Origin of the sequence: Flagellimonas oceanensis, from assembly GCF_003992595.1 — a bacterium.
GTDB classification, from domain to species: domain Bacteria; phylum Bacteroidota; class Bacteroidia; order Flavobacteriales; family Flavobacteriaceae; genus Flagellimonas; species Flagellimonas oceanensis.
In genome coordinates this window covers 213,182-230,310 of record NZ_RZNA01000047.1, presented here as the reverse complement: position 1 = coordinate 230,310, position 17,129 = coordinate 213,182, and the positions used below count along the sequence as shown (strand labels likewise).

At 43.6% G+C, this 17,129-nt stretch carries 15 protein-coding genes; 10 read left to right on the top strand and 5 right to left on the bottom strand.

Translation table 11 applies throughout. From position 1 onward, the window contains the following. Positions 1–4: 4 nt before the first annotated feature. From EO132_RS14075 to EO132_RS14065, 3 genes are all read right to left on the bottom strand, one after another. Positions 5–1,057, bottom strand: coding sequence for a GHMP family kinase ATP-binding protein (locus tag EO132_RS14075; RefSeq protein WP_127138475.1), 1,053 nt, complete (start codon positions 1,055–1,057; stop codon positions 5–7). Between the two features lie 8 nt (positions 1,058–1,065). Beyond that, positions 1,066–2,454, bottom strand: coding sequence for a Gfo/Idh/MocA family protein (locus EO132_RS14070; protein ID WP_127138474.1), 1,389 nt, complete (start codon positions 2,452–2,454; stop codon positions 1,066–1,068). 106 nt (positions 2,455–2,560) lie between these two features. Then, positions 2,561–5,185, bottom strand: coding sequence for a valine--tRNA ligase (locus EO132_RS14065; protein WP_127138473.1), 2,625 nt, complete (start codon positions 5,183–5,185; stop codon positions 2,561–2,563). A gap of 197 nt (positions 5,186–5,382) precedes the next feature. On the opposite strand from EO132_RS14065, the gene EO132_RS14060 reads away from it, so the two are divergent. After that, positions 5,383–5,769 (top strand): DUF1573 domain-containing protein, encoded by a 387-nt coding sequence (locus tag EO132_RS14060; RefSeq protein ID WP_127138472.1) that lies wholly within the window; start codon positions 5,383–5,385, stop codon positions 5,767–5,769. Positions 5,770–5,834: 65 nt separating this feature from the next. On the opposite strand, the gene EO132_RS14055 is transcribed toward EO132_RS14060, so the two are convergent. Then, complete coding sequence (locus EO132_RS14055; RefSeq protein ID WP_235856466.1) at positions 5,835–7,127, bottom strand: aspartyl protease family protein; 1,293 nt, start codon at positions 7,125–7,127, stop codon at positions 5,835–5,837. A 198-nt stretch (positions 7,128–7,325) separates the two neighbouring features. Between EO132_RS14055 and EO132_RS14050 the strand changes: the two genes are divergently transcribed. From EO132_RS14050 to EO132_RS14010, 9 genes are all read left to right on the top strand, one after another. Next, entirely contained in the window at positions 7,326–8,519 is a 1,194-nt protein-coding gene (locus EO132_RS14050) for a pyridoxal phosphate-dependent aminotransferase (RefSeq protein ID WP_127138470.1), read from the top strand. Continuing rightward, on the top strand, positions 8,516–9,532 hold the full coding sequence (murB, locus tag EO132_RS14045) for a UDP-N-acetylmuramate dehydrogenase (protein WP_127138469.1): 1,017 nt from the start codon (positions 8,516–8,518) through the stop codon (positions 9,530–9,532). The genes EO132_RS14050 and murB overlap by 4 nt, the downstream gene beginning before the upstream one ends. Positions 9,533–9,735: 203 nt before the next feature. Next, complete coding sequence (locus tag EO132_RS14040; RefSeq protein ID WP_127138468.1) at positions 9,736–10,302, top strand: RNA polymerase sigma factor; 567 nt, start codon at positions 9,736–9,738, stop codon at positions 10,300–10,302. Beyond that, positions 10,299–11,057 carry an anti-sigma factor gene (locus EO132_RS14035; RefSeq protein ID WP_127138467.1) on the top strand — a complete coding sequence of 253 codons (759 nt, stop codon included), beginning with the start codon at positions 10,299–10,301 and terminating at the stop codon, positions 11,055–11,057. Before EO132_RS14040 ends, EO132_RS14035 begins: the two co-directional genes overlap by 4 nt. Positions 11,058–11,131: 74 nt before the next feature. Further along, positions 11,132–11,341: a membrane or secreted protein gene (locus tag EO132_RS14030; protein ID WP_127138466.1), complete on the top strand. Its 210-nt coding sequence runs from the start codon at positions 11,132–11,134 to the stop codon at positions 11,339–11,341. Positions 11,342–11,369: 28 nt separating this feature from the next. Beyond that, a complete protein-coding gene (locus EO132_RS14025; protein WP_127138465.1) occupies positions 11,370–11,930 on the top strand; it encodes an RNA polymerase sigma factor in 561 nt (186 codons plus the stop codon). A gap of 62 nt (positions 11,931–11,992) precedes the next feature. After that, positions 11,993–12,868, top strand: a complete 876-nt coding sequence (gene lipA, locus EO132_RS14020; RefSeq protein WP_127138464.1) for a lipoyl synthase — start codon at positions 11,993–11,995, stop codon at positions 12,866–12,868. 21 nt (positions 12,869–12,889) lie between these two features. Continuing rightward, complete coding sequence (gene gap / locus EO132_RS14015) at positions 12,890–13,900, top strand: type I glyceraldehyde-3-phosphate dehydrogenase (protein ID WP_127138463.1); 1,011 nt, start codon at positions 12,890–12,892, stop codon at positions 13,898–13,900. Between the two features lie 53 nt (positions 13,901–13,953). Then, positions 13,954–16,119 carry an ATP-binding protein gene (locus tag EO132_RS14010; RefSeq protein ID WP_164732349.1) on the top strand — a complete coding sequence of 722 codons (2,166 nt, stop codon included), beginning with the start codon at positions 13,954–13,956 and terminating at the stop codon, positions 16,117–16,119. Here the strand turns inward: EO132_RS14010 and lpxK are convergent. Further along, positions 16,116–17,114 carry a tetraacyldisaccharide 4'-kinase gene (gene lpxK, locus EO132_RS14005; RefSeq protein WP_127138461.1) on the bottom strand — a complete coding sequence of 333 codons (999 nt, stop codon included), beginning with the start codon at positions 17,112–17,114 and terminating at the stop codon, positions 16,116–16,118. The genes EO132_RS14010 and lpxK overlap by 4 nt on opposite strands. Positions 17,115–17,129 lie beyond the last annotated feature (15 nt).

Genomic DNA, 17,129 nt, shown 5'->3' with positions numbered 1-17,129 from the left:
CTAATCAACTTGTTAATTCCACTCTGTAAACTGCCTTGGCTCCTTGGTCCAAAAATGCCTGTTTTATGTTTTCCTCCATATCTTCCGTTACCATGGCCACCATACAGCCACCACCTCCCGAACCGATGATTTTTGTCCCGGTTGCCCCAGCATTACGTGCGGCATCCATCATTTCCACCATTTCCAAAGGCGTATTTTTGATTTCATTTTGCAAAATGATTTGATGCTGGTTCATCAAATCCCCCAAAAGTTGAATGTCGGGATTCTGCTTCAATAATTCCTTTTTTGCTTCCAGCGTGATGTGATAATTGTAAATGGTGGCATACCAATACCCCTGGAGTTCCTCGGGCACCAAATCAACATATTTTTCATAATCCGTCAAGGTGGCACGTTGCAGTTCAAGTTCTGGATGTACTTTTTTGACGGCATCCACGGCCTTCTGTGCATACACTCTGGCATTTTTCAAGACCTCCAAGGTCTTTTTGGGCACACCCGACTCCGCAACAAGTAATTTCCCCAAATTGGCATTCAGTCGAGTGCTTTCGCCATTTCGGGTATCGATATAAATCAAACCTTTTTGTGCTATGGTATACTGATCCATTAATCCCCCGGGCTGGTCAAAGAACATGACTTCGGCTTCGTATGCCCATCTCCCAATTTGATAATCACTGATTTCTTTGGATTTTCCTTGGGTTTCCACCAAAAAACGAATCCAGGCCACCACCAAAGCAGAGGAACTGGAAAGTCCAGCGTTCACGGGAATGTTTCCCGATATCTCGATATCGTAACCTTGATCAAACTGAAAACCTTGTTTTTTTAATACGGCCATTACCGACCTAAAATAATCATCGGATTGAATTTGCTTCAAATCATCGTTCAAAGCAATGGATGTCTCCGCTTCGAGGTCCAATAACCTTAACAGGTACCTATCGTCGGTATTTGGACTCGCCTTTAAATTAATATATCGATCAATGGTTCCAGCAATTACGGGCAATCCCAAATAATCTTGATGATCACCGTAAAAACAGATTCGGGCCGGTACTTTTATTTCAATCATTAACGCTCTTAGCTTATAATTTGTAACGGCTCAGTGTCCTTCCAATTGCCTCGTGTAAAATCAGGGAAAGGCTGTGGTGCCCCGTCACTGGCCACAGAACGTTCGCTCAATGGGGAAACCGCACTCCATAAACATCCTTCGTACACATTTTGATCCAAAGGAAGTCCCTTCTGCAGGCATTCCACGATTCGATATACCATGATTCCGTCCATACCACCATGGCCACTCCCTTTGGCAGCTTCGTTCAATCGTTTGTAAAGGGGATGATCATATTTTTCGTATAATTTTTCCAGCTGTTCTCCTTGCACCCAGGAATGATGGTCCTTGGTCAACCCTTCCACACCACCTTCCAAAGCTACGCGGGTCGGGAATCCGGCCAGAACACCTTTGGTTCCCTGTACCAGGTTCAATCGGGAATAGGGTCTTGGACTCGTTTCGTCCCATTGCACCATAATGGTTTTCCCAAAGTGGGTTTTGATGATGGAGGTATTCAAATCCCCTCCTTTAAAATCAAGTTGGTTCCATTTGTGGTCTTTAGGATAATTTTCCTCGGCATACAATTCCCTCCCTCTTGAAGGAGTGGAAAAAGAAACCAAACTACCGAAGGTATCCTCCTGTCTGGCCAAATTCATGTATTGGGCAACAGGGCCCAAACCGTGTGTAGGATATAAATTCCCGTTACGGTTGGCATAATGATGTGTTCGCCATGACCCAGTACCTCGCTCCTGCTCTTCCATTTGCCAACGCAATTCATGAACATAAGCTGCTTCGCCATGAAGTATTTCCCCAATCACGCCTTGCCGACACATATTGAGGAACATCAATTCATCACGGCTGTAGTTCACGTTCTCCAACATCATGCAGTGCTTTTGGGTACGCTCACTGGCATCCACGATACTCCACATATCCTGAATGGTAGTGGCTATGGGCACCTCAACAAACGCATGGGCTCCGTGCTCCATGGCGCCAATGGCCATCGGTGCATGGTTTGCCCAATTGGTAGCGATAAACACCACATCGGGCTTTACTTCTTTTAGCATGGTCCGCCACTTATCCTCATGGCCCCAATATTGCGCTATATTTTTATGACGATTTTCTCCAGCTGCTTCTTTTACCCATTGGGTCTTTTCTTTCACTAAATCCTCATAAAGATCACAGATGGCAACCACTTCGGTTCCATTTAAAGCGGCAAAGAACTTGGCATGGGTGCCTCCCCTCGCTCCAACTCCAATAAAGGCCGCACGAACCTTTTCCAATTTAGGTGCGGCAAATCCGCCCATGTAAGAGGAAGAAATAGGTCTTTCGGAATTGGCCCTTAAATAGGTCGGGGCTATGGAAACCACGGCGGCTGTCAACGAAGTTTTTTGGATAAAACTTCTTCTATCGAGGTTTTTCATTGGTTTTGAAGTCAATTGGTTATTATGCCTTCCAAAGTATGAAAAATAAAAAGAAAAGGGAAGTGAGCTTCCCTTTTCAAAATCAATCTACCATGTATTCTTGCACTTATTGCAAACTCGCCAAACTCTTTTCCAAAGTCTCAATCTTGGCCTCGGCATCAGCTGCTTTTTTGCGTTCCATCGCCACCACTTGTTCGGGGGCATTGTTCACAAAACGCTCGTTGCTCAATTTCTTTTCCACCGACTTTAAAAATCCTTTGGTATAATTGAGTTCTTCCGTAATCTTGGCGATTTCAGCTTCCACATCAATGGCTCCACTGATGGGAATGAAGTATTCGTTGCTTTTAACCCTAAAGGTAAGCGCTCCATCCAAACTGGCGTCCACAGTTTCCACTTTTGAGAGGTTTCCCAGTTTTAGGATAATGGTATCCATTTGCGGCCCCACACCTTCTGCATTCAGCATAAAGAGCTCCAACGCATCCTTTTGGGGGATGTTTTTTTCCTTTCTGATGGTTCGTACCCCGGAAATCACTTCGGAAGCAAATGCAAAATCCGCAATCAAGGTTGAGTCCACTTCTTTAGCCTCTGGCCATTGGGAAACGATCAAAGCATCCTCCGGCGTACGCTCGGCGATATGTTGCCACACTTCCTCAGTCAAGAACGGCATAAATGGATGCAACAATTTGAGGTTTTCCTCAAAAAGGCCCAATACCTCATCATATGTTTTTTGGTCGATGGGCTTTTGGTATTCTGGTTTCACAATCTCCAATAACCAGGAACAGAAATCGTCCCAAACCAATTTATAGGTAGCCATCAAGGCATCAGAAATACGATATTTGGAGAAATGGTCTTCTATCTCCACCAAAGTTTGATTGAACTTGGCCTTGTACCAGGCTATTCCTTTTTCTGCCGCTTCCGGTTGTGGGATATCTGCAACTTCCCATCCTTTTACCAAACGGAAGGCGTTCCATATCTTGTTGGCAAAGTTGGCCCCTTGTTGGCAAAGGGCTTCATCGAACATAATATCATTTCCTGCCGATGAGCTCAGCAAAAGTCCAACGCGTACGCCATCTGCCCCAAAATCCTCAATGAGTTTAAGGGCATCTGGGGAATTGCCCAATTGCTTCGACATCTTCCTACGCTGCTTATCCCTGACCAGCCCGGTAAAATAGACGTTTTCAAAAGGTCGCTCCCCCCTGTATTCGTATCCTGCCATGATCATTCTTGCCACCCAAAAGAATATGATATCCGGGGCGGTCACCAAATCGTTGGTAGGGTAATAGTAATTTACTTCTTCATTGTCCGGGTCCAAGATTCCCCCGAACACACTGATGGGCCACAACCATGAGGAAAACCATGTATCCAGAACATCACGGTCCTGTCGCAGGTCGGCTGCTTCTATCTTGGGTTTTATGGCTCTTGCAAGTTCCAAGGCTTCTTCAGGGGATTCGGCAACAACAAAATCCTCCTTACCGTCGCCATAGTAATAAGCGGGAATTTGATGGCCCCACCACAATTGACGGGAAATATTCCAGTCGCGAATACCTTCCATCCAATGGCGGTATGTATTTTCAAACTTTTTGGGGAAGAAATTAATGTCGTTTGTGTCAAAAACGCTTTCTAAGGCGGGTTTGGCAAGGTTTTCCATTTTCAGAAACCACTGATCGGACAATCTTGGCTCAATGACCACCTTTGTTCTTTCCGATGTCCCCACCTTATTGGTATGCTGTTCTGTTTTTACCAGATACCCTTTTTCTTCAAGCTCTTTTGAGATTTCCTTGCGCACCACAAATCGGTCCTTACCTTCATAATGAAGGCCATAGGAGTTCAAGGTAGCGTCATCATTGAAGATATCAACAACTTCAAGGTTGTGCTTATCCCCCAGATTTTTATCGTTTTCATCGTGTGCGGGCGTGACCTTAAGGCATCCTGTACCAAATTCCACGTCCACATATTCATCTTCAATTATGGGAATCACCCTATCGCAAATGGGCACAATGGCTTTTTTGCCGCGCAAATGACGGTATCTTTCATCATTGGGGTTGATACAGATAGCGGTATCTCCCAAAATGGTCTCTGGACGGGTGGTGGCAATCGTCACTTTTTCATCGGAACCTTCGATGGCATAGGACAGATAGTATAGATTACCTTGTCTTTCTTCATATATCACCTCCTCATCTGAAAGTGTTGTCTTGGCCTCAGGGTCCCAATTCACCATTCGGTACCCCCTGTAAATCAATCCTTTGTTATATAAATCAACAAAAACCTTGATTACCGATGCTGACATATCGTCATCCATAGTGAATTTGGTGCGGTCCCAATCGCAGGAGCAACCCAGTTTTTTCAATTGTTGAAGGATCACACCGCCATACTCGTTGGTCCAATCCCATGCATGCTTCAGAAATTCATCGCGGGACAATTTGGACTTGTCTACGCCATCGGCCTTCAATTTGGCAACCACCTTTGCTTCCGTAGCGATGGAAGCATGATCCATTCCCGGGACCCAACAGGCGTTTTTCCCCAATAGTCGTGCCCTACGGATAAGAACATCTTGTAGGGTATTGTTGAGCATATGCCCCATATGCAGGACCCCTGTAACATTTGGTGGGGGTATTACGATGGTATACGGCTCTCTTTCGTCCGGTTTGGAGCTGAAATAGTCGTTCTCCGACCAGTAGGCATACCAATGTTCTTCAACCCTTTTTGGGTCATATTTTGATGGGATTTCCATTTTTCGGTACAGTTTTTGTTCAATTGGACTGTGATTGGTTATTTGAAGGGAAAGCTAAATGTTAATTTTACGCCATTCTTCGGATTAGAGCCAATCCAGAAATACGAAACAAAAATAAGTAACGTTATTCTATAACAAAAGAATTTTGGATGCAGGTATCAAAACATCTACATTTGAAATTTACCCAAAAACCAAAAATGATGAAAAAAACTGTACTCATGCTGTTTGTAGGGCTTTTATCCTTAGGGGTATACGCTCAGGAAACTGCTAAAATCGAATTTAAGAGCGAGACCATTGATTACGGAGAAATTGACAGAGGTAGTGATGGTATTCGTGTATTTGAGTTTACCAACACTGGTAATGCCCCTTTGGTCATCAGCAATGTAAGGTCCAGCTGTGGATGTACTATCCCAAAAAAGCCAGAAGAACCGATTATGCCTGGGAAAACAGGAAAAATCGAAGTAAAATATGACACCAATAGGGTTGGCCCGATCAGAAAAGCCATCACTGTGACCTCCAATGCGGATACTCCAACGAAAGTCCTTAAAATAAAAGGTACCGTTAAGAATCCTGGAGCGAAGTAAGCAAAAAGAAAATTACACTTCAAAGAAAACCCCGAATCCAATTGGATTCGGGGTTTTTGTTTTTTTTAATCGTCGTCAAACATCTTTTTCAGGACGAAGGTAAACAGCAAATCCCTGTTGTATCGTTCAATCAGCACCTTTATCCGTTTTCCTTCCCTTTCATTTATCATTTTAAGGATTTCCTGTAGCTTATATTTATGCACCCTTTTTCCATTAACGGCCAGTATGACATCCCCTTCTCTTAAACCAGCCTCTGCAGCAGGGCTACCAGCTCTGATACCGGATACCACGATTTCGGGCACAAGGCTCAACCTTGTTTTGTTTTCCAATAAAATCTGAACATTCCCAAAAGCATCCTGTTCATCGCTCTTGACCACTCCATTGCTATTGGCAATACTTTCCGCTATATACCTAAGTCCATTGTGCTGCAAATCTATCCCAGCCAAATTGTACTGAAAGGGATCTTTGAAATTCCTGTTCTTCTTTAATGTGACCAGGCCGCGAGAATAATCGAACACCATATTAAAACGTTTCAGAAGCTCTCCCCCTACACTTCCATTACGGTCGCTCAGGCTATCCAAGCCCTTAAAGGATTCACGATAAGGAAAAGCCACTTTAGCTTCATTCAATTCAAAACCCCCTATCCGAATCCCGTTGATCTTACTGCGTTTCCCAAAAATATCCCCGCTTAGACCACGTCCCAAAAGGTCTTCATAATTTTTTTCCGGCACCTCCAGGCCTTTGGCTGGCTGATGAAACAACCACAAGGCATCGCTACTTCCCGTATCCACCAACAATTTGACAGGTATATTGGCTGTATCCTTCATTAATACAGTAGCTTGCATATATGCTTTTCTTGCTCGAACCATTAAAGGAATGGTCTGTGTTTTTCGTCGATTTCGGTAGGTATACAGTTCTGGGTTGTGCAATTTTATCCTTTTTGAAGCATAATTCACTTCAACAATAAAATCCCTGAATAGGTCGTACCCCATAATCCCATGAACGGGAATACCCAAGGAGGTGGAAAAATTGATATCCCTGTCCAAAACCACATAAAGGTCTTGGGAAAAATTCTTGGCATCCCCAAGCTCAAATATGTTTCCCTTGGAACTCAATGCCTTCATAGGTTCCCCACCACCCAAACCTTGAACGGTAACTTCGGTAACATTGTTGATAGAAATGGAATCCGACTTGGAAAGATTGAAAAGAATTGGCTTACTGACCCCCGAATCCAGAATAAAGGTCAGTTCGGTACCATTGATCTCCACCGGGATAACAATAAGGTTGTTGATGAGTTGAAACTTTATATTCTGGCGTTTCTCACCTTTGGGCAGATTGTACCCTTGCGCCAAAACCATAAAGGGCACAATTAAAAGAAATGCAAAAAAGATGGAATTTCTCCTCAACATACTAAATCTCAACTAGTCATACTTATTAAATATACAAATTAAGCTGTACTACAGGTAATACTTTAACATTTCAATAAGCACGTAATTATTCCATAAAGTTGTTGTTTTCGATAATTGGTTTTCCCATTTTTGCCAAAACTTTAGCACATGCCAAGTATCTCCAAGAAAGGGACACAAATGCCCGCATCGCCCATCCGTAAACTGGTGCCCTTCGCAGAGGTTGCCAAAAAACGCGGAACCCAGGTCATACACCTCAATATTGGACAGCCCGATATAAAAACACCAAAAGTGGCTTTGGATGCTGTTCGCAACCACAAGATTGAAGTACTTGAGTACAGCATGACCCAAGGCTCAGAGGCTTATCGCCAAAAAATTGCGGCCTACTATGCCAAACAGGATATTTTTGTTGATGCGGAAGATATCATCGTGACCACAGGAGGGTCGGAAGCACTGTCCTTCGCCATGGGAACCATCATGGACAATGGGGATGAAATTATAATCCCCGAGCCGTTTTACGCCAACTACAATGGTTTTGCCACGGCAGCGGGAGTAAATGTAAAACCTATAGCATCCTCCATAGAAAATAATTTTGCGCTTCCTCCCATTTCCAAGTTCGAGGAGCTCATCACACCAAAAACCAAGGCAATTCTGATTTGCAACCCTGGAAATCCAACGGGATACCTCTACAGCAAAGAAGAAATCCACCAATTGGCGGATTTGGTCAAAAAGCACAACCTCTTTCTTGTTGCTGATGAGGTGTATCGGGAATTTACCTATGATGGAAGGGAACATTATTCCATCCTGCAAGTTGATGGACTCGAAGAACATGCCATTGTGGTTGACTCCGTTTCCAAAAGATACAGCATGTGCGGCGCACGTATCGGTTGTTTGATTTCCAAGAACAGACAAGTGATCGATACGGCCATGAAATTTGCCCAGGCCCGATTGTCCCCTCCAACCTTTGCCCAGATCGCCAGCGAGGCGGCCTTGGAAACCCCACAAGAATATTTTGATGACGTAATCAAAGAATATGTTTCCAGAAGAAACCTCCTGATAACCGAACTGAATAAGCTCGAGGGTGTGAAAGTAGCCACCCCACAAGGTGCTTTCTACTGTGTCGCCGAACTCCCCATTGATGATGCCGATCACTTTGCCCAATGGTTGTTGGAAAGCTTTGAAGTTGATGGAAAAACCGTGATGGTAGCTCCAGCAGCAGGCTTTTACGCCACACCGGGATTGGGGAAAAATCAAATAAGAATTGCCTATGTGCTCGAAAAAGAGCAACTTGTAAAGGCCGTCCAAATTTTGGGCAAGGCCTTAACCGAGTACAACGCCCAGTGAACATACAGGAAAACATATCCTTAAAGAACTACAATACCTTTGGTATTGATGTGAAAGCAAAGTTTTTTGTTGAGATCACGGGACTGGTCCAACTTCAAAAAGCGCTGGAACTCAAAGCCTATCCCAAAAAGTTCATTATCAGCGGAGGCAGCAACATGCTGCTTACCAAGGACATTGATGCGCTGGTAATGCACATCCAATTAAAGGGCATTACTGTTGTCGAGGAAGATGAAGATAGCGTCGAAGTCAAAGTAATGGCTGGGGAAAATTGGCATGATCTGGTCATGTGGAGTTTGGAGCAAGGCTATGGCGGACTGGAAAACCTTTCACTGATTCCAGGTAATGTGGGGACGGCCCCCATTCAAAACATCGGTGCCTACGGTGTGGAACTCAAGGATCTTTTTGTGAGCTGTGCCGCCATGGATGTAAAAACCGGTGAGCTGGAAGGTTTTGACAACGAAGCCTGTGAGTTTGGCTACAGGGATTCCATTTTCAAGAACAAGGCCAAAGGAAAATACATTATCACATCCGTGGTCTTGAAGTTGACCAAAAAAAATCATGTACTCCACACGGGGTATGGCTCCATTGAAAATGAACTCAAGAACAGAGGAATCGTTCATCCCACCATTCAGGACATTTCTGATGCGGTAATCGCCATCCGAAGAAGCAAATTGCCAGACCCCGAAGAGATTGGGAACAGCGGCAGTTTTTTCAAGAATCCCATCATTTCCAAAAAGGCCTTTGACAAGTTCATCAAAAGGAATCCCAATGCCCCTTTTTATGAGGTTGATGAAAACCAGTATAAAATCCCTGCAGGCTGGCTCATAGAGCAGTGTGGGTTTAAAGGCAAGCGCTTTGGGGATGCCGGGGTACATGAAAAACAGGCCTTGGTCTTGGTAAATCACGGGAATGCATCGGGCAAGGAGATTTTGGATGTGGCCCAAAAAATTCAAGAAGAGGTACAAAAAAAATTTAAAATAAAGATTCGACCAGAGGTGAACATAATAAAATAACCCTCGCATTGAAACCAATAACGAGGGTTATACCAAACCAAACTAACCAAATTCATGTATGCTGTCAGGGTTCTTACACCCTTTATTTCTTTTCAATATCAACTAAAACAAAATGCTTTTTCTGTCTTAGCTTTGTCTTATATACGAGATAAATCCTATTTTAGATTTTTGCCCCCTAAAAAATTTTACCAAAAGCATCATAAATGAGCACATTGATCGAGAGACATATTGTTTCACTCCTTGCGGAAAAAGACGATAAGGCTATTTCCCTACTGTATGAAAATTATGGAGATACGCTCTTTGGAGTTGCTCACAAAGTGGTAAAGGATGAGGATTTGGCCCAGGATGTGCTACAGGAGAGTTTCATCAAAATTTGGAAAAAAGCGGATACTTATGATGCTTCAAAAGCCAAACTTTTTACTTGGCTGTTCCGAATTGTACGTAACACGGCCATAGATAAGTTAAGAAGTGTTAACAATAAATCGGACAAAGAGATCCAAATCGACGTTTCGGACGTATATAATGTAGGAGTAAAGAGCATTAACCCCGAACATCTGGACATCCAGGAAAACTTGGACAAGATTGAAGATAAGTACAGGATTGTTCTTGAAGCCCTGTTTTTTGAGGGAATGACGCAGCAAGAAGCGAGTGATGAATTGGATATTCCCTTGGGAACGATAAAGTCCCGATTAAAAATCGGACTTAGGGAACTTGGAAAGATTTACGGTACCACCATGTCTTTACTTCTGTTATTAAATCTGTTATCATGAAGGAAAAAGTTAAAATATTTTTAGAATCGGACATCTTGGAAAAGTATCTTTTGGGAGATACCACCAAAGAAGAGTCACAGAAAGCCGAAAGGTACATTGCCATGTACCCAGAGGTAAGGGAGACCTACGATACACTCCAGAAGAACCTGGAGACCTTTGCCAATTTGTACGCCAGAAAAACACCTGAAGGCCTCAAAGAGATCATCCTTGCCAGTGCCAGAAAGGAAACCATGGTCAGCAAAAGGTTCATGCGATACGCCGTTGCAGCGAGCATTGCCATTATGATTTTCGCCGGCTCCTCCCTTTTCTTCTGGAACCAGAACCAGACCTTGCAACAGGAAAACACCATGGTAACCAACCAAATCAAGTATTTGGAGGATAACATGAAAGACCAGTTGGCCGATATGAGAAATCAATTTATTGTTCTCAACAACCCTGCTACAAAAAAATATCAGGTAAAAGGGGAACGTGAAGCCAAGGAACTCAAGGCCATTGCCTATATCAACCCCGTGAAAAAACTTTCATACATCAATGTGAGCAATGTTCCAGAACTCCCTGAGAACAAGTGCTTCCAGATGTGGGCCGAGGTAAACGGTGAATTGGTCAACTTAGGTGTGATCAAAAACTTTGATGAAAAGGACAAGCTCCTTGCTTTGCCCTATGCCGATAATGCCGTAGGCTACATTACCATTGAACCGGAAGGCGGAAACAACACCCCTTCTGTGGACAATATCGTTGCCAACATCCAATATTAAGGCTCAGTTTAAAGAAACCTTAAACACCACATCCTTTAGCAAGGTATTTTGTACCTTTGTCCAAAAGTTGGAATATGAAGTTAGCATTAGTTACCATTGGATTGTTGGCCCTTGCATTTGCAGGTATCGCCATTAAAATCTGGGGGAAAAAGAACGGGGAATTTGCAGGAACCTGTGCAAGCCAAAGTCCATTTTTGAACAAAGACGGGGAAGCTTGTGGATTTTGCGGTAAACTCCCTGAAGAGCAAGATTGTAAAAAAGACACCGTTACAAATCCTGAATAATCCTTAATTTTCAGGAAAGAATCATTTTTTGGAAAAAACCGAAAATCCCATCAAGGAGATTATTCAAAAGGCAAAAGCAGGAAACCAAATTGCCTTCAGTACACTCTTGGACACTTTTTGGAACGATGTCTACGGTTTTCAAATACTTCGCACCAAAAATGAGAACGACGCAGAGGATATCACTATCCGAACCTTTTCAAAGGCGTTTGATAAAATCGATACCTACGACGAAAACTACGAGTTCAAAACTTGGCTCATAACCATTTCCAAAAATCTTCATGTAGATCTTCTCCGAAAACGCAAGAGAAGCCTCATGAACGAAATGGAATCGCGCGGTGATGAGGTAAAAAGGGTTTTGGATGAAACCCCCACAGTGGAAGACCGATTGATCACCGAGCAGAACCTCGCCCATCTTCTGCAGGATATCAAAAAATTGAAGCCCCATTATCAAAAGGTCCTCAACCTGCGCTATTTCCAGGAAATGAGCTATGCCGATATTGCCAAAGAGCTCAATGAGCCCGTGAACAATGTGAAGGTAAAATTGCTTCGGGCCAAAAAACTTTTGGCGGAAATCATCAAAAAAAAGTGACCCACTTCAAGGCACGAACTTTCCCTCCCAGTTTCTTATCTTTGTAAATCAAAATTTGTTGTATGAGCACAAGCGTAGCAGAAAACGTAATTCCACCCAAAGGAAAGCCAAAATGGCTAAGGGTCAAGCTCCCAACGGGTAAAAAATACACCCAACTCAGGGGCCTGGTGGACAAGTACGACCTCAATACCATTTGCACCTCCGGTAGCTGCCCCAATATGGGCGAGTGCTGGGGAGAAGGTACTGCAACATTCATGATTTTAGGAAACATCTGTACCCGCTCCTGTGGGTTTTGCGGTGTTAAAACAGGCCGTCCGGAAACCGTGGACTGGGCAGAGCCCGAAAAAGTGGCCCGCTCCATAAAGATCATGAACATCAAACATGCCGTGCTCACATCCGTAGACCGTGATGACCTTAAAGACATGGGCTCCATTATCTGGGCAGAAACGGTACAAGCCGTTAGACGAATGAACCCAGAGACCACCATGGAGACCTTGATTCCCGATTTCCAAGGAATATCCACCCATTTGGATAGAATCATAAACGTGGCTCCTGAAGTGATTTCCCATAATATGGAAACCGTGAAACGGCTCACTCGCGAAGTAAGGATTCAGGCCAAATATGAGAGAAGCCTTGAAGTACTGGACTATTTAAAGAAAAATGGGGCAAAAAGGACCAAATCAGGTATCATGCTGGGCCTTGGGGAAGAAGAGGATGAAGTGATCGCCACCATGGAAGACCTTAGAAAGGCAGATGTGGATGTGATCACTATTGGACAATATTTACAACCCTCCAAAAAACACCTTCCCGTAAAACAGTTCATTTTGCCGGAACAGTTCAAAAAATATGAGGAAGTAGGTTTGGAAATGGGCTTCAGGCACGTTGAAAGTGGAGCTTTGGTCCGCTCATCGTACAAAGCGCACAAGCATATACACTAGCACCATCCACTTCCCCCGATTATGAAAAACATCACTGTTGGTATCAATGGCTTCGGCCGTATCGGTAGAACCCTTTTCAGGCTTTTACTGAAGCATCCGAACATCAAGGTTGTGGCCATAAACGATTTGGCCAACGCTGAGACCTTGGCCCATCTGCTGAAATATGACAGTATTCACGGGGTATTGGACCACAAAATATCCCACAAAGACCATCAGATTCTGGTCGATGACAGGGAAATACCCGTTCTCAACCATGCCCATCCCAAAGAAATAGACTGGAAATCATATGATGTCGATATTGTAGTGGAATCCACCGGAAAATTCAAGTCCAGGGAAGATTTGGAACTCCATTTGGAAAACGGGGCGAAAAAAGTGATTCTTTCCGTTCCTCCCTTGGATGATTCCATCAAAATGGTGGTCCTGGGTGTCAATGAAGGAATTATAGAACCTGAGGACCAAATCATTTCCAACGCATCCTGTACCACCAACAATGCCGCTCCGATGATCAAAACGATCAATGATCTCTGCGGGATAGAACAGGCGTACATCACCACGGTGCACTCCTACACCTCCGACCAAAGTCTGCACGATAGTCCTCACCGTGACCTCAGGAGGTCCCGAGCAGCAGGTCAATCCATAATTCCAACCACAACGGGAGCGGCAAAGGCACTGACAAGTATTTTCCCTGAATTGTCCGATGTGATAGGGGGATGTGGCATTCGAGTGCCCGTTCCCAATGGTTCACTCACCGATATTACCTTCAATGTTATCCAAGAAACCTCCATTGAAGAAATAAATGCTACCTTTAAGAAGCAAGCGAACAGTGACCTTAAAAACATTTTAAGCTACACCGAAGACCCTATTGTTTCCATCGATATAAACAATAGTTCTTACTCTTGTACGTTTGATTCTTTGATGACATCCGTAATAGGTAAAATGGTGAAAATCATTGGATGGTACGATAACGAAACTGGATATTGCTCCAGAATTATTGATTTAATAGCTTTGCTGATAAAGAAAAATTACGTTTGACCTTCAACCTGACAAACAAAAGGATAGGCAAAAATTTGCTGCTACTCTTGTGCATGGCCATATGCACACAACCCACCTTTGCTCAAAACGATGGGAACTCAACCTCCACGGTCAAGGCCATTTTTGATGAATTCATGCATTATCGTCATGAAAATAAAGTGGACAAGGCCTTGGAGACCCTAAAAGAGGCAGCCAATATTGCCGAAACCAATGAAGACTCCAAACTTTTATTGGACACCTATCATCAATATGCAAGACTGTTTTTGGAGGAAGGTGATCGCGAATCCGCAACGTTTTACTGGGACAGGGCCAGTATTTTACTCAAAGATACCTCCTACTCCTATGGGGAAGCCTTCCATTTGTATTTGGATGCTGCACTCAGGTATGATGAGGGCAACAACTTCCAAGCACTGAAACAACTGGAAGAATCCAGAAAACTCAGCAACAACAGGAACCTTAGCAACAACATCCTATTGTTGGAGGCCAACATTTACAGCAATATCGAGAAATATGATGATGCGGTAAAAAACCTGCATGCACTTATTGTGAACGCAGATGACAAGGAACGTGCCTACCTAGCGACAAAGGCCAATCTGCAATTGGCCAAAATAAGTGTGACCTTGGACGATTTGGAAGAAGGCATCATACATTCCAAAGCTTCTTTGGAACTGGCACAAAAACATGGTTTTGCCAAAGAGATCAAAAACTCCTATGAGCAATTGGCCCGGATTTATGAGGCGAACGGAAATTTTGAGGAATCCTTGGGCTATGCCAAACAATTGGCCCAAATCAAAGATTCCGTTTTCAATGCGGAAAAGACCAAACTGGAAGCCGATATAGGCGCAAGGGTGCGCAACGAGCACCAAATGAACGAAATGAACAAGCTCCAAGCCCAAAATGAGGAGTTGAGCGAATCCAAAAACCGTTCAGAGATCACTGCGATATTGACATCGGCCTTTTTGACCATCATATCGTTATTGGCGGTATCCTTGTTCAGGAACAACCAGATCAAACTTAAAACAAACGATCTTCTTTATACCAAAAACAAGGAATTGGAATTGGCAAGGGACGCCGCGGTTTCTGCCATGGAGGCAAAGACCAATTTCCTTTCCACGGTAACCCACGAACTACGGACACCGCTGTATGCCGTCACGGGACTGACCCACCTTTTATTGGAGGAGAATCCATCGGAACATCAAAAGGAGCATTTGAAATCACTGAAGTTTTCGGGGGAATACCTACTAAACTTCATCAATGATATTCTTCAGATCAATAAAATCGATGCCGAAAAACTGGAGCCCCTCAGTATAGAGTTCAAACTGCACAAAGTGCTGGAAGACGTTGTGGAATCACTTCAGCAAAACGCCAATGAGAAAAAGACGGAACTGGTACTGGACTATGACCCGACCATCCCGAAGAAATTATTGGGAGATCCCATCAAGCTATCCCAAATATTCATGAACCTTGTCGGCAACGCCCTTAAATTCACCAAAAACGGTAAAGTAGAGGTCATAGCCAAGATGTTGAAAAAAGATGAAGATCAGGTAAAACTTTATTTTGAAGTAAGGGACAATGGCATCGGAATTTCAGAAGAACAACAGAAAAACATCTTCGATAGCTTTGAGCAAGGATCCATTCAAATCAACAGGGAATACGGAGGAACAGGTCTTGGATTGACCATTGTAAAAAGCCTGGTGGGCCTATTTGGCAGCACCATTCACTTGGAAAGTGAACTGGAACAGGGAAGCTCCTTCTATTTTGAAATGGATTTGGATTATGAAAGTAAGCAGGGCGAAGACATCGCCTTTGAACTCAATCCAGAAGAATTCCAGTTTAAGGGATTGCACGTTTTGATCGTGGAAGACAACAAAATCAATCAGGTGATCACCAAAAAAATGTTGACCAAAAAAGAGATTACCTGCGATATCGCCAACAATGGGAACGAAGCAATCGATCTAGCTAAAAACAACACCTACGATGCCATTCTAATGGACATCCACATGCCCGGCATCAGTGGCGAGGAAGCCACACGACAAATACGCAAGTTCGACCAGAACATCCCCATTATCGCACTTACGGCCATTTCATTGGATGATAGCTTGGACAGCTTCTACGAAGCGGGCTGTAACGATGTGGTGACCAAACCGTTCAAGCCAGAAGTGTTCTATCAAAAAATCGGGGAGAACATTTTTAGGAGCAAAATGGAAGGTTCCGTCTAGAACAATCCTTCAACAGCTTTTTTCAGAACCACTCCATCTTCATCGGAAAAGCTATGCGCAATTTCCAAAAAATATAGCCCATCCACTCTGCCTTTTAATCTCACAAAATCCTTTTCTGTGGTCAGCAGCATTTCATACCCTTGGAACTGTTGAATCTCCTTATCGGTAAAGTGATGGTGGTCCCCATATTCAAAATGCTCAAAGTCCAATCCAATGGATTTCAAGTGTTCAACCAAAGGTTCTGGAGAGGCTATTCCCGTTACCAAAGCCACTTGTTCGTTCTTCAATTGGGACAATTTCATCTCCACCCCTTCCCCATTGCTTACAACATCATGATATTGCAATGATGCAAACAACACCTTTTGATGCTTTCTGGGATTCAGTTTTGCTCTAATGGCCTTCTTTTCGTCTTCCGGCAATCCAATGGGGCATTTGGTCACAATGATCAAATCGGCACGTCTGGCCTCTTTCCTTGCATCCCGAAGGCTACCCGTGGGCAAATACCAATCATCCACATACAAATTATGATAAGTGGTAAGTAAAATTGAAAAACTCGGCTTTACTTTTCTATGCTGAAAAGCGTCGTCCAAAACAATGACATCCGGTTGAACCAAACTTTCCAGTTTCTCGATACCATTCCGTCTATCGGCATCAACGGCAACTATCACTCCAGTAAATTTTTGATGGATTTGATACGGCTCATCCCCCAATTCCAAAACAGTGCTTTCAGCATCGGCCAAGTAAAATCCTTTGGATTTACGCTTATACCCCCTACTGAGCACCGCCACTTTTCGGTCAGATAATATTCGCAGCAAATGTTCGGTCATTGGGGTCTTTCCGGTACCACCAACACTCAAGTTGCCCACACAAATCGTCGGTGTTCGGTATGATTTGGATGAAAAAACACCCACATTGAACAAGAAGTTTCGAACATGGACCACCAAGGCGTAGATCAACGAAATGGGAAACGCTATTTTCCGAAGCAATTGAAGCATTGAACGAAAATATAA